The following is a 22987-nucleotide window of genomic DNA, read 5'->3' as shown; positions in this document are numbered from 1 at the left end:
CGCGCAGGCTGGCAGCCTGCCCTCCCTGAGCGCCATATGGCCATCGACGATGACGGCGAGATAGTCCGGTTGCGCCACATGATCGGGCAAGCAGTCTGCCATCGGCCGATGACGCGGCGCTAATCGACCCTGACATCAACACACCCGCCATCAACAACAAGGCCCCGCCGATTGGCGGGGCCTTGTTGTGCGTATCAGAACGCCATCAGTAGTGGAAGCGCCCCAGCTTGCTCATGACCATCTCGGTCAACCCGTGCATCTGCTTGCTCTGGGCATCCTGCTCCCGGGCCACCCGGGTGGAGGCGCTCGCCAGCTCGTGGATGTTGCTGACGTTCTGGTTAATCTCCTCGCTCACCTTGGATTGCTGCTCGGCGGCGCTCGCAATCTGGGTCGCCATGTCCTGGATACGGTCGGCGGCCTGCACTATGGTCGCCAGCTCGCTTACCGCCTGCTCGGCATCACGCAGCGCCAGGCTGCTCAACTGGCGTCCCTCTGTCATGGTGTCGACCGCGGCGCGCGTGGTATCCCGCAGCCTGTCTATCATCAGCTGGATCTCCTGGGTCGAGGCCCGGGTCTTGGATGCCAGGGTACGCACCTCGTCGGCCACCACGGCGAAACCGCGACCATGTTCACCGGCCCGTGCCGCCTCGATGGCTGCGTTTAGCGCCAGCAGGTTGGTCTGCTCAGAGATGGTCCGGATCACATCCAGGATGCTGCCAATCTGCACCCCCTGCTGCTGCAAGGCGGTGATCCTGTCCGACACCTCGCTGACCTGGGCACTCAACTGGCGGATGCCGTTGGCAGAGGCGCTCACCACCTGCTGACCCTTGTGCACCGCATGACGGGTCTCATCCACCGCCTGGGCCGTGATCTGGGCGCTGCTGGAGACGGAGTCTGCGGTTGATGACATTTCATGGATGGCCGTGGCCACCAGCTCGACCTGCTCCAGCTGGTGATGGCTGTTCGCCAGCCCCTGCTGGGCCTGCCTGGCCGAGTTCACCGCCGCCTGCTGCAACTCGTGCACGCTGGTGGCGGTGTCGGTCACTATGCCCTGCACGGTCGCGACGAACTGGTTGATCCCCTCCGCCAGCACCCCGGTCTCATCGCGCCGGTGCTGGGTCAGCCGCTGGGTCAGATCCCCTCCGGCGCTGGAGAGACGCACCACCATGCGAGCCGTCTCCTGCACCGGCCGGGAGATGGACCCTGCCGCGAAAGCGAGTCCGACCAGACCTATACCCGCCACCAGGATGCCCACCATCAGCTGGGTCCAGACCCCCTTGCCAAAGGCCTCGGCACGGGCCTGCGCCATCCGCTCGTACTCGGCATAGAGGGCGCTGCCCGGCACCTCGATGGCGATCCCCCAGGCCTGTGTGACCTTGTTGAGGCTGATGGGTGCGAAGACCCTCAAGCCATCGGCATGCTCGTCGCTGCCCCTCTCGCCGCGTTGCAACTGGGCCAGCAAGGATGGATCCTGCAAGCGCTGCCCTACCCCGTCGCCATCGCGGGAGTCGGCGGCGATGATGCCCATGGGGCTGATAATGCGCACCCTGCCCTGCCCGTCGAATACCCGTCGGCTGATGTCAGCGGCCAGCCGTTGCAGGTAGTTGAGGGAGTAGTCGATGCCCACCATGCCGAGGTATTGATCCCCGTTCAGCACAGGCACCACGAAGGAGGTGAGCAGGGTGGGCTGACCGTTGACCTGGTAGACGGAGGGGTCGACGGCGCAGCTTGCCTTGCTCTCCTGCGGGCAGAGATACCACTCGGAGGCCCGGATCCCGGTCGCGCTCGGCGTCTTGCTGTAGAAATCCCCCAGGGGTTTGAGGTCAAAACCGGCCGGGCCGCGGCTCCAGTAGGGGGCGAAGTTGCCCGATGCCTGGCTATGCCGGCCATCACCGGTATGGAGCGCATCCTGACCGTCGAAACGATCCGCCTCCCAGCCACTGTAGATGCTGAGGAAATCCGGGTTGCGATCCCCGATGTCCTTGAGCAGGGCCGTGACCTCGTCCCGATCGAGAGGCTCGGACTGATGGACATTGCCCGCCAGCAGTGCCGCCAGGGTTTCGGCCGCATCCAGCGCCAGTTCGAAGGAGCGTGCCACCTCGCTCGCCTGACCATCCGCCAGGGTCAGCAGCCACTGCCTGGCCTGCTGGTGGGCCGCATCGTGGCTCTCCTGCTGGATCTTCTCCTGCATGCTGGCCAGGGAAACATAGCTGTAACCCACCACGCTGAGGACGGTGGTCAGCAGGATGCAACCCGCAAAGAACATGACTTGATACTTGATGGAACGGAACATGGCGGATGGTGGGTCTCTTGAGCCAAAACAGAGGCATTGTGCGGGCTCGCAAACAGGTCGTAAACGGCCCCGCATGAAATTAATCGCCGATTTGTGAGCGAATTCGAACATCCGGCCTGTCATCCCCCCATCCGGTAGGTGACGGGGCAGGCGGGCCGGTTGAAACGGGCACAGGGGGGGCGATGACAAACAACAAGGCCCCGCCGATTGGCGGGGCCTTCTGCGCTGTGCCGGGTGGCAGCAAGACTCAGAGGGTGAAGCGCTGGGTCATATGGTGCAGGGTATTGGCCAGCTTGCTCAGCTCGACACAGGCCTGGGCGGTCTGCTGCGCCCCCTGGGCATTCTCGTCGGCGGCGGTGTGGATCTTGACGATGCTGCGATTGAGCTCCTCGGTGACCGCGTTCTGCTGCTCGGTGGCGGTGGCGATCAGGGTGTTCATGTCGGTGATCTGGGTGACGGCACCGTTGATGCTGTCGATGCTGCTCCCCGCCTCCCGCGCCAGCTCCACGCTCTCCTGCATCTGCTGACGGCTCAGTTGCATGGCGCTGCCCGCCTCGGCGGTGCGCTCCTGAAGCACTTCGATCATCTTGCTGATCTCGGCGGTGGACGCCTGGGTACGCTGGGCCAGACTGCGCACCTCGTCTGCCACCACCGCAAAGCCACGGCCCTGCTCGCCGGCACGGGCCGCTTCGATGGCCGCATTCAGTGCCAGCAGGTTGGTCTGCTCGGCGATGCCGCGAATCACGTCCAGCACCATGCTGATGCTGGCGCTGTCGGTCTCCAGTTGCTGCACCACGCTCCCGGCCTGCTCTATCTGACGGGAGACCTGCTCTATGCTGCCGATGGCGCTGCGTACCACCTGGTTGCCCTGGGTGGAGGTGCGGGAAGCCTGCTTGGCCGCCCCCATGGCGTCCGTGGTGTTGCGAGCCACCTCATTGACCGTGGACTGCATCTCGTTCATGGCGGTGGCGACCTGAGAGACCTCTCCCTGCTGGCTTGCCATGCCTTTGGCGGACTGCTCGGAGATGGCGCTCACCTCCTCTACCGCGCTGCTGAGCTGGCTCACCGAGCCGGAGATTTCACTCACCAGCTCTGCCAGTGCCCCCTGCATCCGGTCGATGGCCGACCCCAGCTGACCCAGCTCGTCGCGGTTGAAGCGGTTGCCGCGGACCCACTCCTGCAGCTCGCCCCGACCGAGATCGCCGCTCGCGATGCGCTGGGCCTGACGGGCCAGCATGATGAGCGGGTCGCGGATCTGACGGGTCAGCACCACCGAGAGGGCGACAACCAGGGCCAGGCCTATCACCAGGGCCAGGGTCACGCTCAGTTTGGCGCTGTCAAAGGCGTCCACCACCTCGGCACGGGAGCCCACGGAGTAGCCGTGGTTGATGCGGATAAGCTCACCCACCGACTTGGTCAGATTGGTATAGAGGGTGACCCCCTCCCCCATGAAGAGGTGCTGGGCTTCGGCCATCTGTCCCGAATCCTGCATCTGCCGGATGCGCTGGTGCAGGGCGACATATCGCTCCCAGTCCGCCTTGACGATGTCGAAGGCGCGGCGCTCCTCCCGATCCTCCGCCCAGATGGTGCCATCGTGGGCCACTATCTGGCGCGCAGCCTCTTGCAGGCTCTTCTCGCTCTCGTTGCGATAGCGGGCCTTCTGCTGGGCATCGTCCGCCACCAGGAAGACATCCAGTTCGTAGCGGCGCAGGGCATTGATGGTCTCGCCGAGGGTGCTGGTCCGCACGACGGCGGGCAGGATACTGTCGGTAAAGCCGATGGCGGCGCGGTTCATCTTGCTGAATTCAAACAGCGAGAAGCCGCCGATAAAGGCCATCATCAGGCCGAGTACGGCAAAGCCGGCGGTAAGTTTTTTGCCTATCGTCATGGTGTTCATGGCATGTCCTGCATGGGGGAAAACAAGTGGCATTGCTGCGCGCAGGCCTGGCCTGCGCCTTCACTACCCTCCTTGGCAGCACATCTCGTCCCTGTCGGCGCGCACAAGGGCGGGCCCGGGGTGTCGGCGTCAACCAGACCGTCCGACAACACGGAGAGCCATAGCGACCGGCACGGTCACAACTTTAGGTATTTTTCAAAAAAAGTGAGGGAAAGGAGACGGGGCCTGTCGGCGACAGCCCCCGGGAGCACTACCCTTTCAGACCACCGAGGAACTCGGCGCGGGTGTCGGGCTGGGTCTTGAAGACGCCGCCCAGGGAGGTGGTGGTGGTGTAGGAGGTAGAGTCCATCACGCCACGGGCCTTCACGCAGAAGTGGGTCGCCTTGATGCTGATGGCCACGTCCCTGGTGCCAAGCAGGGTCTGCAACGCCAGCAGGATCTGCTGGGTCAGCCGCTCCTGTACCTGGGGACGGCGGGCGAAGAACTGCACGATGCGGTTGATCTTCGACAGGCCAATCACCTTGCCGCGGGGAATGTAGGCCACGTGGGCAAAGCCGTCTATGGTGACGAAGTGGTGCTCGCAGGTGCTGGTGAGGCTGATGTCCCGCACCATGATCATCTCGTCCACCTTCATCTTGTTCTCGATCACCGTCACCTTGGGGAAGGTGGCATAGTCGAGGCCGGAGAAGATCTCGTTCACGTACATCTTGGCAATGCGGTGCGGGGTCTCGGCCAGACTGTCGTCGGCCAGATCCAGTCCCAGCGTCTCCATGATGGCGCGCATATGACCTTCGATTTTTTCCTTTTTCTGCTGGCCGCTCAATTCATTGGCCACCAGAGGTGTCTCAAGGCCCTCGGCCTCGAGCGCCGCCCTGACCAACAGGGCTTCCTGGCTTAAGCTCGTCATCGTGTTTCTCTCCCACGCTCAGGGACTGTGCTGGCCTGCGGCATGGTGCCGCGGCGCAATCTTACAGGGCGATTATTGTCATAATTCTGTCTAACTCAAGCCCGGTGCCCGACTTTATGCCAAACCACCCCGTTTTGTCCGCACCGGCCTGCCCATTCGGGGGCAAGGCCATGCCGCCTCTTCCCCAGCCACCATCTCGCACAAGCCACGCATTGGTTACCCATCAGGAGGTAATTCAACGGGATAGCGCCCCAGAATCCGATCACTCCGGGGCATCTGCCCCCCATTACCGCACCTTCGGCCTGCCCATCGGAGCGGATTTTTGGGATAATCCGCCCCCTACACACCAGAGAGGTCATGATGATGGGATTCGATACCGGTGCACTCCTCCCCTTGGACAAGGCCCTGCAAGGGATGCTGGAACAACTCACCTGCTGCTGCGAGACGGAGCAGTTGCCCCTGCCCCAGGCGCTGGATCGGATCCTGGCCGAGGAGATAAGCTCCCCCCTCTTCGTCCCCCCCTTCGACAACGCCGCCATGGACGGCTATGCCGTACGCCTGGCGGATCTCGCCGCCGGGGTGCCGCTCCCCGTGGCGGGCAAGGCCTTTGCGGGCCAGCCCTATGAGGGGGAGTGGCCCGCCGGCCACTGCATCCGCATCATGACCGGGGCCCCTGTGCCCCCGGGTGCTGACGCAGTGGTGATGCAGGAAGAAACGCAAGCCGGCGACAACGGGATCACTTTCCTGACCCGCCCCGTTGCTGGCCAGAACATCCGTCGCCGCGGCGAGGACCTGGCGCAGGGTGACAGGGTGCTCGAAAGCGGCCTGCGCCTGAGCCCCAGAGAGCTGCCGCTGCTCGCCTCCCTTGGCATCGCGAGCGTCACGGTGCGCCGTCCCCTCAAGGTCGCCATCTTCAGCACAGGGGACGAGCTCAAGCCTCTGGGCACCCCGCTCCAGCACGGGGACATCTACGACTCCAACCGCTACGGGGTCAAGGCGATGCTGAACCGCATGGGCTGTGAGTGCTTGGACCTTGGCATCATCCCCGACGATCCGGCGGCCCTGCGCGCCGCCTTCTTGCAGGCCGACCGCGAGGCCGATGCCCTGATCACCACCGGGGGAGTCTCGGTGGGGGAAGCGGACTTCACCAAGCAACTGCTCGAAGAGCTCGGGGAAATTGGCTTCTGGAAGCTCGCCATCAAGCCGGGCAAACCCTTCGCCTTTGGCCGGTTGCCAAACGCCTGGTTCTTCGGTCTGCCGGGCAACCCGGTCTCCGCCATGGTCACCTTCGATCAGCTGGTGCAACCGGCCCTGGCCAGACTGGCCGGTCAGCAGTTTGCACGCCCGCACCCCCTCCAGGCCTTGGCGACAGCGCCGCTCAAGAAGAGCCCGGGGCGCCTGGACTTCCAGCGCGGCATCCTGAGTGTGGGCCCGAATGGCCTCGAGGTACGCAGCACCGGCTCCCAGGACTCCGGGGTGTTCAGCTCCCTGTCCCGGGCCAACTGCTACATCGTGCTCGAGCAGGAGCGCGGCAAGGTGGCCGCCGGTGAGACGGTCACCGTCGAGCCCTTCTCGGGGCTGCTGCTGTGAGCGAGATCCTGAGCGACGCAGAACTCCTTCGCTACAACCGCCAGATCGTGCTCAAATCCTTCGACTTCGAGGGGCAGGAGGCGCTCAAGCAGTCCCGCGTGCTGGTCATCGGCGCCGGGGGCCTCGGCTGCGCCGCCAGCCAGTATCTGGCGGTGGCCGGGGTCGGCCACCTCACCCTGGTGGATTTCGATCGGGTGGAGCTCTCCAATTTGCAGCGCCAGGTGCTGCACAGCGACGCGCGCATCGGCCAGCTCAAGGTGGAGTCCGCGGCGACGTCCCTGCGCGCCCTCACCCCCTGGCTCGAGGTGGAGACCCACGCCGCCCTCGCCGACGAGGCGCTGCTCGATGCCCTGCTGCCAGGCCATCAGCTGGTGCTCGACTGCACCGACAACGTCGCCATCCGCAACCTCCTCAACCAGCGTGCCCGCCAGCACAAGGTGCCCCTGGTCAGCGGCGCCGCCATCCGGCTAGAAGGGCAGCTTTGCAGCTTCACCTGGCAGGAGGATGAACCCTGCTACGCCTGTCTCAGCGCCCTCTTTGGCGATCAGGCCCTCACCTGTGTCGAGGCGGGGGTGCTGGCCCCCGTGGTGGGGCTGGTGGGCAGCCTGCAGGCGCTCGAGGCCATCAAGCTGCTGGCGGGCATGGGCAAAAGCTACAGCGGCCGCCTGCTGATGATCGACGGTCTGGGTGGCAGCTTTCGCGAGCTGAAACTGCCCAAGCGCCCCGACTGCCCGGTCTGCTCAAGGCCCTGAGCTGCGCCCACAAAAAAGCCGAACCCCCGGGGTTCGGCTTTTTTATCTACCTCTGCTGTCTGCTCCCCTCAATGGGTTGAGAGGATCCGCTGCAACAGATGATTGAACCCGGCGGGATCTTCCGCCGGCCAGGCGTGGTGACCATCCGGGGTGTGGATGGTGGCATTGGGCAGGGAGGCGAACTGCTCCACCCGCCGCGCCAGGGGCAGATAGTCGTGACTGGTGGAGATGATGGCCACCGGCTGCCAGAGGGTGCCGAGACGAGCCCGCACCGACCAGCCGGGCAGCGCCTCCAGCAGCGCCTTGTAGGTCTTCTTTTTGTTGCGCACGAAGCGCCCCCGGAAGGTGTGGCGCACCTGGGCGAGATCGGGGCCGGGAAAGAGCTCGCGACCGAGCCACCACGCCAGCGGCCGCATGCCGAACCAGCGCAGCCACTTGAGGCGCATGGCATAGCGCTCCTGCTCCTTTGGCGTCTCCAGCAGAAATTCGCTGAAGCCGTTGACCAGCACCAGCCCCTGCACCTTGTGGGGCAGTTGCAGCGCCAGCTCCAGCGCCACCATGGCACCGAGCGACAACCCCACTACCCAGGCAGGCTCGGGCTGCTCGTCGAGCCAGCGGGCCACGTCCGCCGCCAGGGTGGGCACGTCAAAGGGCCCCTCCTGCATGCTCTGACCGTGGCCGCGCAAGTCGATGGCCACCACCCGGTAGCGCTCGGAAAAACGCTCGATCTGCGCCTGCCAGTCGAGGCTGGAAGAGCCCAGCCCGTGCAGCAAGAGCAGCAAGGGCCCCTCCCCTGCACTGCGCAGGGCCAAGCCATGGGATTTCATTACCTGATTGCGACGCACCCGTCCCCCCTTTCTCGACGCCATGCCAGCCACTCATGGCCAGCCAATCCGAACTCCGATCCCCCGTCTACCCCTCTCCCACCAGGCTCACCGCCTTGATGTAGGCGTAGAGGCGCATGGCCGGCGTCAGGGCGAGCCGCTGCGCGGAGCGGCTGGTGATCCGGGCCAGCAGTATCTGCTGCCCGAGAGCCAACTGCAACAGGGTCTGCCCGGGTCGCACCTCCCGCACCTCCAGCAGCCGGGTCTCGAGGCAGTTGGAGAGGCTGGAGTGCACGATGGGCTCGGTGGCGATCACCAGATCCCGCGCCGCCACCTTGATCTGCAAGGGGCCAGCTTCATCGGGGGCATGCTCCATGGTCACCATCAGGGTCTGCTCCCCGAGTCGCAGGGTCGCCATCTGCTCGTGCTCGTCGTAGTGGGCCAGGGTCGCCGAGAGCATGACCCCGACGTCGTCGCGACTGGCCAGCGACAGGTCGGTGCGGGCGAAGATCTCCTCGGGGGTGCCCTGGGCCTCCACCCGTCCCTCTGCCAGCAGCACCAGTCCATCGCAGAGCAGGCTCACCTCCTCCATGGCGTGGCTGACGAAGATCATGGGGATGCCGCTCTCCTGCTGCAAGCCCTTGAGCACGTGGGCCTGATGGATGCGGCTGCGCCTGTCCAGCGCCGAGAAGGGTTCATCCAGCAGCAGCAAGTCGGGCTCGGCCAGCAAGGCCCTGGCCAGTGCCACCCGCTGACGCTGACCCCCGGAGAGGCCGTGGGCCGGTTGCCCCAGCAGCTCGGCAAAGCCGAGGCGCGCAGCCAGATCCTCAGGCTGCCAGCGCCCCCTCCCCTTGCGAGCCGCCAGTTGCAGGTTGCCGAGCACGCTCAGGTGGGGGAAGAGACGAGCATCCTGAAACACCAGCCCGATGCGCCGCGCCTCGGGGGGCAGGGCTGCCAGCTCGCACCCCTGCCAGCGCAGGGCATCGCCCGGGGCCTTGTCGAGCCCGGCGATGATGCGCAGCAGGGTGCTCTTGCCACAGCCCGAAGGACCGAACAGGCCGAGGATGCGGCTGGGGGGCAGCGCCAGATCGCACGCCAGGGTGAAGGGGCCGAAATCACGTCTGGCCTTGAGGTAGAGGTTCATCCGAACAGCCTCCGTTGCCGACGTTGCAGCACGCCGTAGACCAGCACCAGCATCACCAGGGAGAAGCCCATCAGGCCGCCGGCCAGAATATGGGCATTCTGGTAATCCATCGCCTCCACGTGATCAAACAGGGCGATGGAGAGCACCTGGGTCTCCCCGGGAATGTTGCCGCCAATCATCAGCACCACCCCGAACTCCCCCAGGGTGTGGGCAAAGCCCAGCGCCGCCGCCATCACGAAGCTGGGTAGCGTCATGGGCAGGATGATGCGAAAGAAACGCTCAAACGGGCCCATCCCCAGGGTGGCGGCAGCCTCCAGCTCCTTGTTGCCCATGTTGACGAAGGCGGAGGTGAGGGGTTGTACCACGAAGGGGAGCGAATAGATGACGGAGGCGATGAGCAGGCCGAGAAAGCTGAAGGCGAGCGGGGCCCCGAAGGTCTCCCGCCACCAGTCACCGAGGCCGTACTCCGGGGAGAAGGCCAGCAGCAGATAGAAACCGAGCACGGTGGGCGGCAGCACCAGCGGCAGGGCCACCATGGCCTCCACCAGGGGGCGCAGCCGGTGCTGGCTGCGAGACAGCCACCAGGCGAGCGGCGGCGACAGCAGCAGCAGGATGGCAGTGGTGCTGGCCGCCAGTTTCAGGGTCAGCCAGACCGCCAGCAGATCCCCTTCACTCATAGGGTCCCCTCTCGGGTGTCGATAAAAAACAGGGCGCCGTCATGACGGGCGCCGCCTTGGGACAAGTCACGCACCGGATCTGGCCAGCACGGGGCTGGCCGGATCCCGGCAGACGCCGGGCGCTTACTGCGGCAGGGCGTAACCCGCCGCCTTGATCTGCGCCTGTCCCGGCCCCTTGAGCCAGGCGACCAGGGCATCCACCGCCGCCCCTTTCTTCAGCACCAGGGCCTGCTGCTCGATGGGGGGATAGAAGCTGGCCGGTACCGCCCAGGCTTCGCCGGTCTTGCCCGCCTCCACCAGGTTGGCCCAGGCGACGAAGCCCAGCTTCGCATTGCCGGTATCGACAAACTGCCAGGTCTGGCTGATGTTGGTGCCAGTCAGCACCCGATACTGCTTGGGATCGATCATGAGATGAGCCAGGGTCGCCATGGCGGCAGCGCCATAGGGCGCTGTCTTGGGGTTGGCGATGGCCAGCTCCCCCTGCCAGTGGCGCAAGGTGGCCTCGTCAGGGGCAGGCCCCCCCTTCTGCCAGAGGCCGAGCTGACCGATGGCATAGGTGAAGCGCTCGCTCCCCTTGCCTTCCGACTCCAGCTTTTGAGGGGTCGCCACGTCGGCCGAGAGGAAGAGATCGAAGGGCGCACCGTGGGTGATCTGGGTATAGAGCACGCCGGTGGCCGCCGAACTGATGACGACGCTGTGGCCGGTCTTGGCGGTGAACTCCTTGCCGATGCGCTCTATGGTGCCCTTGAAGTTGGCCGCCACCGCCACCTTGACCTCGTCAGCCAGCACAGCACTGCTGTACATGGCGCCGGCGCCCAGCACCAACACGGATACCCATCTCTTCATTCCGTTGCTCCTTATGCTCCGGCACGGCCGGATCGATTGACGCGAGCCCGAGGCTCACTCCCCTTGTTGCCAGCGGGCCAGGGCGGCGTCATCGCTCGCCCTGGCCTCGACCCAGCGTTGCACCCCGTCGGCGGTCAGCTCTTTTTTCCAGAACGGCGCCCGGGTCTTCAAGAAATCCATGATGAAGTGGCAGGCCTCGAAAGCCGCCTCGCGGTGGGCGCTGCTCACCACCACCAGCACAATCTGATCCCCGAGCAGCAGCTCGCCGATGCGGTGAATGAGGGTGCACTCCTGCAGGGGCCAGCGCCCGCGGGCCTCGGCCACTATGTTCGCCAGCGCCTTCTCGGTCATGCCGGGGTAGTGTTCGAGGGCCAGCCCCTTCACATGCTCCCCCTGATTGAAGTCGCGCACCTTGCCGACAAAGCTGACAATCGCGCCTGTGTCCTGCCGGGCAGCGAGGCGGGCATATTCGTCCGCCAGCGAGAAGTCATCCCGCTGCACCAGGATGCGATCGATCATGGTTGCCTCGCTCATCATCAGCCTCCGGTCACCGGCGGGAAGAAGGCGACCTCATCCCCGTCATGGAGGGGGGTATCCAGCGGTACCAGGGTCTGGTTGACCGCCACCAGGAGCTTGCCGGATTCGAGCGCCAGCGCCCACTTGTCACCTCGCTCGCTCAAGGCGGCGCGAAGGACATCGGCACTGGCGTAGTCGCAAGGCAGGCTGAGCTCGTCGCAGCCGACCAGCTCACGCACCTGGGCAAAAAACAGAACCTTGATCATGCCTGCTCTCCTTGGGTCGCACCCAGCTGGAAATGACCGGACTTGCCGCCCTTTTTCTCCACCAGACGCACCTGCTCGATCACCATGTCCTTTTGCACCGCCTTGCACATGTCGTAGATGGTCAGGGCCGCCACCGAGGCGGCGGTGAGCGCCTCCATCTCCACCCCGGTCTTGCCCGAGAGCTTGCACAGGGTGCGGATATGGACCCGATTGTGCGCCGTCTGGGGGGCTATCTCTACCTCCACCCGGGTCAGGGCCAGGGGATGGCACAGGGGAATGAGGTCGGCGGTCTTCTTGGCCGCCATGATGCCGGCGATGCGGGCGGTGGCGAACACGTCCCCCTTGTGGTGCTGACCACTCAGGATCAACGCCAGGGTCTCGGGGGCCATGGTCACGAAAGCCTCGGCGCGGGCCTCGCGTTCGGTCACCTGCTTGTCGGTGACATCCACCATGTGGGCCTCGCCGCTCTGGTTGAGATGGGTCAGGTTCATCTATGCACCTATCGAAAAATAAGATGGATGATCCGGGTTTACTCCCGGGATCACAGATGGGTCACGAAGTTGCACGGCCGGGTACGGGCATCGAGCTGATCCCGGATAAGCTGTTCCCAGCCCAGACGGCAGGCGCCGGTGGAGCCGGGCAGGCAGCAGATCAGGGTGCGATTGGCGAGCCCTGCCAGGGCACGGCTCTGCATGGCGGAGCCTTTTATCTCGGCAAACGAGAGCTGGCGGAACATCTCGCCAAAGCCCTGCACCGTGCGCTCGAACAGCACGCCGACCGCCTCGGGCACTCGGTTCTGCTCGTTGAAGCCGGTGCCGCCGTTGATGAGCACCACCTGGACTCCCTCGTCGGCAATCCAGTCGCTAACCTGGGCGCGGATGCGAAACAGGTTGTCGGGGCAGAGCGCCCGGTCGGCCAGCACGTGGCCGGTCTGGGTCAGGGCCTCGACCAGATAGTCCCCCGAGCTGTCATCGGCAGCGGTGCGACTGTCGGAAACCGTCAGGACGGCGATCTTGAGAGGGATGAATTCGCTGTGTTTGGGTGCCATTGGGGCCATTCCTGTCAATCATTGACCACGAGAGGATGAGGTGAACGCGCCGCACCGTGGTGCCAGCCATGAAAGGAGCCGGTGGGCGCCGCGTTGCCGGGAAGGGATTCTATCAAAAGATGTCTGGCTGGGGGGGCGTCATTGCCCATTAATCTCGAAGGCCGCCGGATCCCGGGGATCCGGCGGCCTTCCCATCAGAAGCCTGGCACCCCTTTCATGTCAGGCAGTTGGTGCGCAATCCCCTTGTGGCAGTCGATGCAGGTGTTGGCCCCGCTTGCCAGGTTGGTGGAGTGCATCTGGGCGGCTCGACGCCCTTGCAGGGAGAAGTCCATGTACTCGAAGTTGTGGCAGTTGCGGCACTCGCGCGAATCCGTCTCCTTCATCCGCTGCCACTCCCGCTCGGCCATCTCCCGCCGGTGGGATTCAAACTTCTCGCGGGTATCCACCTTGCCGGTGATCATGCCCCACAGCTCCTTGGAGGCCTGCACCTTACGGATGATCTTGTAGGTCCATTCGTGGGGTACGTGGCAATCCGGGCAGCTGGCCCGCACGCCGGAGCGGTTGGCGTAGTGGATGGTGTCGCGGTACTCCACGAACACGTTGTCCTTCATCTCGTGGCAACCGGTGCAGAAGGCCTCGGTGTTGGACGCTTCCATGGCGGTGTTGAACCCGCCCCAGAAGATGACGCCACCGAAGAAGCCCATCAGCAGGATGACCCAGAGGGCCGCCTTCGACGGTGACTTGAAGGTGGTCCACAGACGCTTCACAAAGCCGGGTAATTTCATCTATGGGTTCCTCAGTTCAGCGCTTCAACCGGTTTGAAGGTATTGTTCACCAGCGGCTTGGCATCCGCTTGCGGCACGTGGCACTGCAGACAGAAGTAGCGACGCGGAGAGACTTCGCCCAGGGTCATGCCGTCGCGGGTCTCGAAGTGGGTGGGGCTTATCTTGGGGGCCTTCATGGCACTGGCGTTCTTGAAGCTGTGACAGGCCAGGCACTTGTTGACCTTGTTGTCCACTTCATAGTTGCGGGTGTCGTGGGGGATCAGCGGGGGCTGGTGCATGTACTGGCGATCGTAGAGGTCGCCATCCTTGCGAAAGTTCTTCATGGGGGCCGCGTCGGCATCCGTCACCAGATCCGTGCTTCCCCGCTCCGACTTGATGCCCCCCGTGCTGTTGGTGATCTCGGGGACGGCCGCCATCAAGGAACCCGCCATCAGGCAGGCCAGCATTGCTCCAATCAGCTTCTTCATTATGTGTTCTCCGACGTTTTCTCTGCCTTGACGGCAAAACCTACAGTGATTTCAAAAACTTGCTCCGCGCAGACATCGATGCAACGGCCGCAGTTGGTACACTCCTGAGCCGCAATCAAGGGCCCGTGACCACGCCTGGCACCGTGAACGGGGCCGCGCAGGATGGGACGCTCCGGGCAGACCGCATAACAATCCATGCAGTTGCTGCACCGCTCGCGCCCCGAGGCTGCAATCTTGATGAACCCGACCCGGTTGACCAGGGCATAGAAGGCCCCCACCGGACAGAGGTGGCCGCACCAGCCCCGCTCCACCACAAAAAGGTCGAACAGGAACAGCGCCGCCAGCAGGCCCCAGCCCGCCCCCATGCCGAACAGCAGGCCGCGCAGGGTGAGCGACACCGGATTGACCAGCTCCCACACCAGCACGCCTGTGATGGCAGGTGCCACCAGCACCATGGCCAGCAGCCAGTAGCGGGTAGCGCGGTTGAACTGACCATTGCCCTTGAGCCCGAGCCGCCCCCTGAGCCAGGCGGCGGCATCGGTGACCAGGTTGACCGGACAGACCCAGGAGCAGAACACCCGCCCCCCGACCAGCCAGTAACCCGCGAGCACCAGCCCGGCCCCGAGCCAGAGGGTGGGGATGGGCCACTGGCCCGCCGCCACCGACTGCAACAGGGTCAGGGGATCCGTGAGGGGCACCGTCTCCAGCAGCAGGGAGCTGGAGAGGTTGCCCTTGAGGATCCAGATGCCCGCGAGCGGCCCCAGCAGGAACAGCCCCAGCACCCCGAACTGGCAGAGCCGGCGCAGCAGCAGGAAGCGGTGGGCACGCCACCACCCCAGCCTGGCCGTGGCCTCGGCTCCCGGATACCGACTCATAGACCCTCCGGTTTGCGGGTCGGCAGGGTCAGTCGTTCACCGATGAGGGACTTGCCCGCCTTCTCCTTCTCTTCCCAGCCGAGCCGGTAGTGGCGACCCAGCTCCCCCTTGGCAAGCCCGCGAGGCACCACCTTGATGGCCGCCTCCTCCAGCACGCAGGCGTGCTCGCACTTGCCGCAGCCGGTGCAGAGATCGCTGTGCACCGTGGGCAGGAACATGGCGTGCTTGCCGGTGCGCGGGTTGTGCTGCAGCTCCAGGGTAATGGCCTTGTCGATGAGGGGGCAGACCCGGTAGCAGACGTCGCAGCGCAGCCCCAGGTAGTTGAGGCAGGTCTCGTGATCGATGAGCACCGCCACCCCCATCCGTGCCTGATCGATGTCGGTCATGGCCCGATCCAGCGCCCCGCTCGGGCAGGCCGCCACGCAGGGGATGTCGTCACACATCTCACACGGGACGGCGCGCGCCTTGAAGTAGGGGGTGCCGGTGGTCACGGGTTCAAACAGCCGGGCGAGCTTGAGGGTGTCGTAGGGGCAGGCCAGGGCGCAGAGCCCGCAGCGCACACAGGCGCCGAGAAACTCGGCCTCGTCGAGGGCCGCCGGCGGGCGCAGCGCCTGGGCAGGCAAAGCCTGCACCTGCTGGCGCGCCATGCCGCCGAGCCCCACGCCAAGCAGGCCCACACCGCAGGCCCCCTTGGCCATGTCGGCCAGAAACTGGCGCCGACTACGACTCATCTCGCGCTCCCCCGCCTTATGCCTTGACGACCTTGACGGCGCACTTCTTGTAATCCGTCTCTTTGGAGAGCGGATCGGTGGCATCCAGGGTCAGCTTGTTGACCAGCTGGCTCGCATCGAAGAAGGGCATGAAGACCAGTCCCTTGGGCGGACGGTTGCGGCCGCGGGTCTCGACCCGTGTCTTCACCTCGCCACGGCGGGAGGAGACGATCACCTCTTCACCACGACGCACGCCACGGGCCTTGGCATCTTCCGGGTGCATGAAGAGCACCGCATCCGGGAAGGCGCGATAGAGCTCGGGCACCCGGCGAGTCATGGTGCCGGTATGCCAGTGTTCCAGCACGCGGCCGGTGGAGAGCCACATGTCGTACTCTTTGTCCGGAGCTTCGGCAGCCGGCTCATAGGGCAACGCGAAGATGACCGCCTTGCCGTCGGGCTTGCCGTAGAAACGCACCCCCTCCCCCGCTTTCACATAAGGGTCGAACCCTTCGCGATAGCGCCACAGGGTCTCCTTGCCGTCCACCACAGGCCAGCGCAGGCCACGGGCTTCGTGATACTGATCGAACGGCGCCAGGTCGTGGCCATGGCCGCGACCGAAGGAGGCGTACTCCTCGAACAGCCCCTTCTGGACGTAGAAACCAAAGTGCTCGGCCTCGTCGTTCAGGGCCCCCTTGCTCTGCTCTTTCGGGAACTGGTTCACCTGGCCGTTGGCATAGAGCACGTCGAACAGGGTCTTGCCCTTCACTTCCGGCATCTTGGCGATGAGTTCGGCCGGCCACACCTCTTCCACCTTGAAGCGCTTGGAGAACTCCATCAGCTGCCACAGGTCGGATTTGGCCCCTTCCGGTGCCTTCACCTGCTGGTGCCAGAACTGGGTGCGACGTTCGGCGTTGCCGTAGGCCCCCTCTTTCTCCACCCACATGGCGGTGGGCAGGATGAGGTCAGCCGCCTGGGCGGTCACGGTCGGATAAGGGTCGGAGACCACGATGAAGTTGGCCGGGTTGCGATAACCGGGCAGCGCCTCTTCGTTCATGTTCGGGCCGGCCTGCATGTTGTTGTTGCACATCACCCAGTAGGCGTTGAGCTTGCCGTCTTTCAGCATGCGGTTTTGCAGCACGGCGTGGTAGCCCACCTGCTCCGGGATGGTGCCTTCCGGCAGCTTCCAGATCTTCTCGGCGATGGCGCGGTGTTTGGGATCCGTGACCACCATGTCCGCCGGCAGACGGTGGGCGAAGGTACCCACTTCACGGGCGGTGCCACAGGCGGAGGGCTGGCCGGTCAGGGAGAAGGGGCCGGAGCCCGGCTGGGAGATCTTGCCGGTCAGCAGGTGGATGTTGTAGCAGAGGTTGTTGGCCCAGACGCCGCGGGTGTGCTGGTTGAACCCCATGGTCCAGTAGGAGACCACCTTCTTGTCCGGATCCGCATAGATCTGGGCCAGCTTCTCGAGCTTGTCCTTGGGCACGCCGGAGAGCTTGGAGACGGACTCCAGATCGTAATCCGCCACGAACTTGGCGAAGTCCTCGAAGCTCATGGGGGTGGAGTCGCCGCTGTCCGGGTTCTTGGCCTTTTGCTGCAGCGGGTTGGTGGGACGCAGGCCGTAGCCGATGTCGGTCACTCCTTTGCGGAACTGGGTGTGCTTGTTGACGAACTCCCAGTTCACCTTGTCGTTCTGGATGATGTAGTTGGCGATGTAGTTGAGGATCGCCAGATCGGTCTGGGGGGTGAACACCATGCCGTTGTCCGCTAGCTCGAAGCTGCGGTGCTCGAAGGTGGAGAGCACGTGCACCTGCACATCCTGGTGGGACAGACGGCGATCGGAGATGCGCGACCAGAGGATGGGGTGCATCTCGGCCATGTTGGAGCCCCACAGCACGAAGGCGTCGGCCTGCTCGATGTCGTCGTAGCAGCCCATGGGTTCATCCATGCCGAAGGTACGCATGAAGCCCACCACCGCGGAGGCCATGCAGTGACGGGCATTGGGATCCAGGTTGTTGGAGCGCAGGCCTGCCTTCATCAGCTTGGCGGCGGCATAGCCTTCCCAGACGGTCCACTGGCCGGAGCCGAACATGCCGACGGCGGTCGGGCCCTTCTCTTTCAGGGTCGCCTTGAACTTCTCGGCCATGATGTCGAAGGCCTGATCCCAACTGATGGGGGCGAAGTTGCCGTTCTTGTCGAACTTGCCGTTCGTCATGCGCAGCATGGGCTGGGTCAGGCGATCCTCCCCGTACATGATCTTGGAGAGGAAGTAGCCCTTGATGCAGTTCAGGCCACGGTTGACCGGTGCATCGGGATCCCCCTGGGTCGCCACGACGCGGCCAGCCTGGGAGCCCACCAGCACGGAGCAGCCGGTCCCGCAGAAGCGGCATGGCGCCTTGTCCCAGGTGATGGCGGTCTTGTCGGTACTGGTGATCAGGTTCGCCGCCAGAGTGGGGGCACTGACACCGGCCACGGCAGCGGCTGCCGCCACCGCATTGGCCTTCATAAAGTCGCGTCGACTCAGCTTCATGACATATCCTCGCATTGCTTAATCACATCAATGACAGCCATTGTGACGAGCCGCGCTGGCTCAGCTCCATGGCGCTTTATTCCTTTGCTCTGGGCTTTTCGTTCATCGAACGCAGACAACAGACCCGGCATCCCGTGTATTACCCGTGGCGGTCAGCGAACGACTCTTGCGCTTCTGCCACATGACGCCTTATTCCCCATCTTCGGCGTCCATTTCATCGAACTGGTGGTAGATCAGGGCCGCAGAGAGCACCCCGGGCAACCCCTGAATGGTGTCGATGGCCGCCATGATGGGGCGCTGGCTCGGCCCCTCCAGGGTCACCACCAGCTTGCCCTCCTCGCTGACGGCGTGGATCTCGGCCCCGTCCAGGGTCGCAATCCGCTCTGCCAGGGCGTGGCGCAGATCGGGCTGGGTCAGCACCACCAGGCTGGATACATGGAACTCTTCTCGCGTCATATCACCGTTTTCCAACTTGTTCGTCTCTTGGGTCATCGCGAAGCCTCGCCACGAGACAGACCGATGCTGATGCTGCCCACCGGGCAATCCGCCACGCAGGCCCCGCAGCCGTTGCACGACTCGGCATGGATGCTGGGGGTGGGTACGCGCCCCAGTCGGGGGGAAAAGCGGATGGCCTGCTGCTCGCAGCTGTCCTGACAGCGCTGGCAGAACACCTGGGCCGTGGCCAGACAGCCCGCCTCGATATGGGCCACATACTCCCAGGGTGTCTGGGTTGTCGGCCTGAATACCGGCGCCTGGCAGGCGCTGACGCACTCGGTGCAGAAGGTGCACTCGCCGCGGTGAAAATCCACCGTGGGGAAGCCCCCGTCTCCCTTGATCAGGATCTGCTCCGGGCAGGCCGCCAGACAGTCGCCGCAGCGGGTGCAGCCAGCCACGAACTCGTCCCAGGAGACGGACCAGGGCAACTGGATCCCGGCCTTAGGGGCGCTCAGGCGTCCCCGAAACAGGCCTCTGCGTGACAAGTTGACCCCATCGGTCATATCGACTCCTCTTTTCGGGGACGGATGCCCCGCGCGGATCCCGTGACTGGCATTTTCAATACCAATTATAAGCGTGGGTGTATATTGCTGCCCTGACAAGTCAGGGGATATACCACCAGGGAGATAAACAGGGGTGATTCTTGCGCTGGATCAAACCCTTGGCGCAATTAGACACAGTAGGGGCAAGGTAAATTACCCCTATGTGAGGATTGATAATTAATCGAAGGTTATTTCAGGTGCACGGCGGCTCTCAGCCGCCGATGGAGGCCAGGTGGGGGGTCATGCCTGCATTGCCTTCATGGAGGCGATGGGTGGCGGCCTTACCGGTCAGCGCCTGGCGAATACGCCATTGCAGCGCCTCCTGCTGGCTGTCATCGGTGAGCAGATCCCGCAGTTCCACCCCGTTGTCGCCAAAGAGACACAGGTGCAGCTTGCCCTTGGAGGAGACCCGCAGCCGATTGCAACCAGCGCAAAAATCCTTGCTGTAGGGCATGATGAGCCCCACCCCGCCCCTCGAGTCCGGATGCGTGAACACCTGGGCAGGGCCATCATCCAGGCCGCGCAGCTGCTGCACCCAGCCGCTCTCTTGCAGGCGCTGCTTGATGAGTTCACCGCTGGTATGGTGATCGCGAAACAGGGCGTCCATCTCGCCGGTCTGCATCAGTTCGATGAAACGCAGCTCGATGGGTTTGTCGCGGATCCAGGCGAGGAATGTCTCGAGCTGATGATCATTGAGCCCCTTGAGCAGCACGGCGTTGATCTTGACCGACCGAAAACCGGCACTCAGGGCGGCGTCTATCCCCGCCATCACCTCCGCCAGCTTGTTCTCGCCGGTGATCTGGTGGAACTGGCGGGGATCCAGGCTGTCGACACTGACGTTCAGGGCCGTCAGCCCCGCATCGAACCACTCGCGGGCACGCTCCTTGAGGCGATACCCGTTGGTGGTCATGGCTACCTTCTCGATGCCGGGAGTATTGGCCACGGTCTCGATGATGGCCGTGAAGTCGCGGCGCAGGGAGGGCTCACCTCCGGTCAGACGCACCTTGCGCGTCCCCATGGCCGCAAACCCGGAGACGACGCGACGGATCTCCTCCAGGGAGAGGAAGGACTGGCGCCCCTCACCATCTCCTTTCGGCGGGTGATAGCCGTCCGGCAGACAGTAGGTACAGCGGAAATTGCAGACGTCGGTGACCGACAGACGTAAATAGTAAAAGCGACGGGAAAAACCATCTTCAAGTGGCAACATAAACACCTTTCCAAATACGGGAGGCCAGGGCATTTCTTTCCTGACCCTTTCAGCTCGAACATCGGCTGACGGCGATCTCCCCCTATCTCAATGACTTAGGCAAAATCGCTCGGAGTTCATCTAGTTTTTCGATGCTAGCACAACTTGGAGTACACTCCCATGCTACTTTGTGGGGTCTTTGTGGGTGAAAAGGGAGCCGGTCGGCATGGGAAAATGGTTCAGAGTGCAGTCGGTCAGCAGCGCCATCGGTCGCTCCATGGTGCTGATCCTGTTCATGGCCAGCCTGATCGCCGTGGTGGCCATGGTCACCCTCTTCTATTCGGTTCCCGATGCCAAGGCCATCAACCTGTCGGGATCCCTGCGCATGCAGGCCTACCGCATGGCCTATGAAATCGAGAAGGATCAGGTCGTCCTCGGTCGGCTCGCCCAGTTTGAACAGACCCTTCATGCCCCCGAGCTGCAGGAGACCCAGCGCTGGATCACGCCCGCCTCCCTGCGCCGCACCTATGGTGAAGTCCTGCTGCAATGGCAGGTGATGCGCGAACACATCGAGAATGCCACCCCCAGCCGTTATACCGACAATACGGAACAGTTCGTCGCCGCCATCGATGACTTCGTCAACCAGATGCAGTACCACGTGGAGTTCAAGGTGCGCATGCTGGCCCTGGCAGAGGGGTTGGGTCTGCTCGCCATCATCACCATCGCCTGGTGCACGGTGCGCTTCACCCGCCAGCAGGTGGTGGCGCCCCTCAACCAGCTGGTCTATTGCGCACGCCAGATCCAGCGTCAGGAGTTCGATCTCACCCTGCCCCCCCACTGTGAAAACGAGCTGGGAGAGCTGTCGGGGGCGTTCGCGACCATGGCCGACGAGCTTGGCAAACTCTACCGGGAGCTGGAGAGCAAGGTGGAGGAGAAAACGGCCAAGCTGCAACAGGCCAACGACACCCTCTCCTTCCTCTATTCCACCGCCCAGAAACTGCACGCGGCGCCCCTCAGCCGCCGCACCCTGCAAAAGCTGCTGGAGCGGGCCGCCGCCCACCAGCACATCGAGTACATCCGCCTCACCCGCTTCGAGCACAATGCGATGCCGGTCTACATCACTGGGCGCAAGGGGTGGCCGGGGGATCTGGACGCCGTGGTGAGCTTTTACCTGCAGATGGATGACGAGGAGTACGGCCGACTCGACATGATAAGCGGCCACCCCATCGACGAGCGGCTGATGAAGAACTTCTCCATGTTGCTGGCCCAGGTGCTGCACAAGGATCAGACCCTGCTGCAACACCAGCGCCTGCTGCTGATGGAAGAGCGCGCCGTCATCGCCCGTGAACTGCACGACTCCCTCGCCCAGGCCCTCTCCTACCTGAAGATCCAGGCCACTCTGCTCAAGCGCTCCTTCGCCAAGGGAGACAGAGCCAAGACCGAGGCAGCCATGGAGCAGATCGACGAGGGACTCAGCAATGCCTATACCCAGTTGCGCGAACTGCTCGGCACCTTCCGCCTCAGCATCGGCGATGCCAACCTGGGTGAAGCCATCGCGGTCATGCTCGAGCAGCTCAAACCCCAGACGCACGCCGACATCAGGCTCCAGTACGGACTGACGGACACCGACCTTGAAGCGGGGCAGCACATCCACATCCTGCAGCTGATCCGTGAGGCAGTGCTCAATGCCATCAAGCATGCCAGCGCGCGGCACATTGACGTTAGCTGTGAGACCCTGGCTGATGGTAACATCCAGGTTCAGATTGCAGACGATGGTGTTGGAATAAGGGGCGCAAGCTCGGCGGTGAATCACTACGGTCTCAGCATCATGAATGAACGCGCCAGCAAATTGCGCGGCCAGTTGACCATCAGTGAACCGCCCTCCGGGGGCACCCGCATACACCTGACCTTTCCCACCAGCCTAACAAGAGACGCCTGATGGACGAGATGAAATACAGTGTTCTGGTCGTGGATGACCATCCCCTGATGCGCAAGGGAATTGTGCAACTGCTGGAGTTGGAAGATAACATCGACGTGGTTGGCGAGGCCTCCAACGGCACCGACGCCGTGGCCATGGCCAAGGAGTCCGAACCGGACCTTATCCTGCTCGACCTCAACATGAAGGGGTTGTCAGGTCTCGATACCCTCAAGGCGCTGCGGGCCGAAGAGGTGACTTCCCGCGTGGTGATCCTGACCGTCTCTGACGCCCGCCAGGATGTGGTTGCCCTGCTCAAGGCAGGCGCGGACGGATATCTGCTCAAGGACACCGAGCCTGACATGCTGCTGGCCCAGCTGGCTGACGTGATGACCGGCAAGCAGATCCTGAGCGAGCCGCTACGTCCCTATCTCGAGAACATCTACGAGCTGGACCACCTGCAGCAGAAGCTGGAGAGCCTGACCCGACGCGAAATGCAGATCATGCGTGAAATCGCCAAGGGGTTGTCCAACAAGCAGGTCGCCTCAGTGCTCCATATCTCCGAGGGAACCGTCAAGGTCCACGTCAAGAGCCTGCTGAAAAAGCTCGAGGCCCAAAGCCGCGTCGAAGCAGCCGTCATGTACCTGGAACAGCGCAACTGAGGTCCCGGCCTCCTGCCAGCAAGGGGTCACCATCCGTGCCTCCTTGCTGGCCCCCTCTCCTTT

Annotated in this window: 23 protein-coding genes and 1 riboswitch; of the genes, 4 read left to right on the top strand and 19 right to left on the bottom strand. The window is 64.0% G+C overall.

All coding sequences use genetic code 11. The annotated features are described in order from the left end of the window. Positions 1-205: 205 nt before the first annotated feature. From I6L32_RS13980 to folE, 3 genes are all read right to left on the bottom strand, one after another. On the bottom strand, positions 206-2293 hold the full coding sequence (locus I6L32_RS13980) for a methyl-accepting chemotaxis protein (protein WP_201889801.1): 2088 nt from the start codon (positions 2291-2293) through the stop codon (positions 206-208). Between the two features lie 247 nt (positions 2294-2540). Next, positions 2541-4190, bottom strand: coding sequence for a methyl-accepting chemotaxis protein (locus I6L32_RS13975; RefSeq protein WP_042882553.1), 1650 nt, complete (start codon positions 4188-4190; stop codon positions 2541-2543). A 250-nt stretch (positions 4191-4440) separates the two neighbouring features. Beyond that, entirely contained in the window at positions 4441-5097 is a 657-nt protein-coding gene (gene folE, locus I6L32_RS13970; protein ID WP_010674171.1) for a GTP cyclohydrolase I FolE, read from the bottom strand. Positions 5098-5460: 363 nt separating this feature from the next. Between folE and moeA the strand changes: the two genes are divergently transcribed. Both moeA and moeB read left to right on the top strand, forming a co-directional pair. Beyond that, complete coding sequence (moeA, locus tag I6L32_RS13965; RefSeq protein ID WP_302056396.1) at positions 5461-6687, top strand: molybdopterin molybdotransferase MoeA; 1227 nt, start codon at positions 5461-5463, stop codon at positions 6685-6687. Further along, positions 6684-7439, top strand: coding sequence for a molybdopterin-synthase adenylyltransferase MoeB (gene moeB / locus I6L32_RS13960; protein ID WP_052814816.1), 756 nt, complete (start codon positions 6684-6686; stop codon positions 7437-7439). The genes moeA and moeB overlap by 4 nt, the downstream gene beginning before the upstream one ends. Positions 7440-7507: 68 nt before the next feature. Here moeB and I6L32_RS13955 read toward each other — a convergent pair whose 3' ends face one another. The 16 genes from I6L32_RS13955 to moaA form a co-directional block, all read right to left on the bottom strand. Further along, positions 7508-8284, bottom strand: coding sequence for an alpha/beta fold hydrolase (locus tag I6L32_RS13955; protein WP_049636339.1), 777 nt, complete (start codon positions 8282-8284; stop codon positions 7508-7510). Positions 8285-8351: 67 nt separating this feature from the next. Next, complete coding sequence (modC, locus tag I6L32_RS13950) at positions 8352-9407, bottom strand: molybdenum ABC transporter ATP-binding protein (RefSeq protein ID WP_216944013.1); 1056 nt, start codon at positions 9405-9407, stop codon at positions 8352-8354. Next, complete coding sequence (modB, locus tag I6L32_RS13945; RefSeq protein WP_202040054.1) at positions 9404-10084, bottom strand: molybdate ABC transporter permease subunit; 681 nt, start codon at positions 10082-10084, stop codon at positions 9404-9406. Before modB ends, modC begins: the two co-directional genes overlap by 4 nt. 123 nt (positions 10085-10207) lie before the next feature. Beyond that, a complete protein-coding gene (gene modA / locus I6L32_RS13940; RefSeq protein WP_216944012.1) occupies positions 10208-10930 on the bottom strand; it encodes a molybdate ABC transporter substrate-binding protein in 723 nt (240 codons plus the stop codon). 54 nt (positions 10931-10984) lie between these two features. Further along, on the bottom strand, positions 10985-11464 hold the full coding sequence (gene moaE / locus I6L32_RS13935; RefSeq protein WP_119196775.1) for a molybdopterin synthase catalytic subunit MoaE: 480 nt from the start codon (positions 11462-11464) through the stop codon (positions 10985-10987). A gap of 2 nt (positions 11465-11466) precedes the next feature. Continuing rightward, positions 11467-11712 carry a molybdopterin synthase sulfur carrier subunit gene (gene moaD / locus I6L32_RS13930; protein WP_048207331.1) on the bottom strand — a complete coding sequence of 82 codons (246 nt, stop codon included), beginning with the start codon at positions 11710-11712 and terminating at the stop codon, positions 11467-11469. After that, on the bottom strand, positions 11709-12203 hold the full coding sequence (gene moaC, locus I6L32_RS13925) for a cyclic pyranopterin monophosphate synthase MoaC (protein WP_052814825.1): 495 nt from the start codon (positions 12201-12203) through the stop codon (positions 11709-11711). The genes moaD and moaC overlap by 4 nt, the downstream gene beginning before the upstream one ends. Positions 12204-12253: 50 nt before the next feature. Next, a complete protein-coding gene (gene moaB, locus I6L32_RS13920; RefSeq protein ID WP_039038846.1) occupies positions 12254-12760 on the bottom strand; it encodes a molybdenum cofactor biosynthesis protein B in 507 nt (168 codons plus the stop codon). 194 nt (positions 12761-12954) lie between these two features. Then, on the bottom strand, positions 12955-13545 hold the full coding sequence (locus I6L32_RS13915; protein ID WP_010674159.1) for a cytochrome c3 family protein: 591 nt from the start codon (positions 13543-13545) through the stop codon (positions 12955-12957). Positions 13546-13556: 11 nt separating this feature from the next. After that, positions 13557-14012 (bottom strand): nitrate reductase cytochrome c-type subunit, encoded by a 456-nt coding sequence (locus tag I6L32_RS13910; RefSeq protein ID WP_029314277.1) that lies wholly within the window; start codon positions 14010-14012, stop codon positions 13557-13559. Further along, a complete protein-coding gene (gene napH / locus I6L32_RS13905; protein WP_103259833.1) occupies positions 14012-14887 on the bottom strand; it encodes a quinol dehydrogenase ferredoxin subunit NapH in 876 nt (291 codons plus the stop codon). The genes I6L32_RS13910 and napH overlap by 1 nt, the downstream gene beginning before the upstream one ends. Then, positions 14884-15618, bottom strand: a complete 735-nt coding sequence (gene napG / locus I6L32_RS13900) for a ferredoxin-type protein NapG (RefSeq protein WP_216944011.1) — start codon at positions 15616-15618, stop codon at positions 14884-14886. The genes napH and napG overlap by 4 nt, the downstream gene beginning before the upstream one ends. A 16-nt stretch (positions 15619-15634) precedes the next feature. Continuing rightward, a complete protein-coding gene (gene napA / locus I6L32_RS13895) occupies positions 15635-18124 on the bottom strand; it encodes a nitrate reductase catalytic subunit NapA (RefSeq protein WP_216944010.1) in 2490 nt (829 codons plus the stop codon). Positions 18125-18313: 189 nt separating this feature from the next. After that, positions 18314-18616 carry a chaperone NapD gene (locus tag I6L32_RS13890; RefSeq protein WP_010674154.1) on the bottom strand — a complete coding sequence of 101 codons (303 nt, stop codon included), beginning with the start codon at positions 18614-18616 and terminating at the stop codon, positions 18314-18316. Then, positions 18613-19122 carry a ferredoxin-type protein NapF gene (gene napF / locus I6L32_RS13885; protein ID WP_010674153.1) on the bottom strand — a complete coding sequence of 170 codons (510 nt, stop codon included), beginning with the start codon at positions 19120-19122 and terminating at the stop codon, positions 18613-18615. Before napF ends, I6L32_RS13890 begins: the two co-directional genes overlap by 4 nt. Before the next feature lie 250 nt (positions 19123-19372). Beyond that, on the bottom strand, positions 19373-20368 hold the full coding sequence (moaA, locus tag I6L32_RS13880) for a GTP 3',8-cyclase MoaA (RefSeq protein ID WP_010674152.1): 996 nt from the start codon (positions 20366-20368) through the stop codon (positions 19373-19375). After that, positions 20356-20495, bottom strand: a riboswitch (molybdenum cofactor riboswitch). It overlaps the preceding gene by 13 nt. A 78-nt stretch (positions 20496-20573) precedes the next feature. Between moaA and narQ the strand changes: the two genes are divergently transcribed. Next, positions 20574-22286, top strand: coding sequence for a nitrate/nitrite two-component system sensor histidine kinase NarQ (gene narQ / locus I6L32_RS13875; protein ID WP_042882582.1), 1713 nt, complete (start codon positions 20574-20576; stop codon positions 22284-22286). Continuing rightward, entirely contained in the window at positions 22286-22924 is a 639-nt protein-coding gene (gene narL, locus I6L32_RS13870) for a two-component system response regulator NarL (RefSeq protein WP_039038841.1), read from the top strand. Before narQ ends, narL begins: the two co-directional genes overlap by 1 nt. Positions 22925-22987: the final 63 nt, after the last annotated feature.

Origin of the sequence: Aeromonas sp. FDAARGOS 1402, from assembly GCF_019046925.1 — a bacterium.
In the GTDB taxonomy this organism is placed as follows: Bacteria; Pseudomonadota; Gammaproteobacteria; order Enterobacterales; family Aeromonadaceae; genus Aeromonas; species Aeromonas caviae.
Note: the sequence above shows the minus strand (reverse complement) of the source record. Positions and strands in the feature narration are given on the sequence as shown.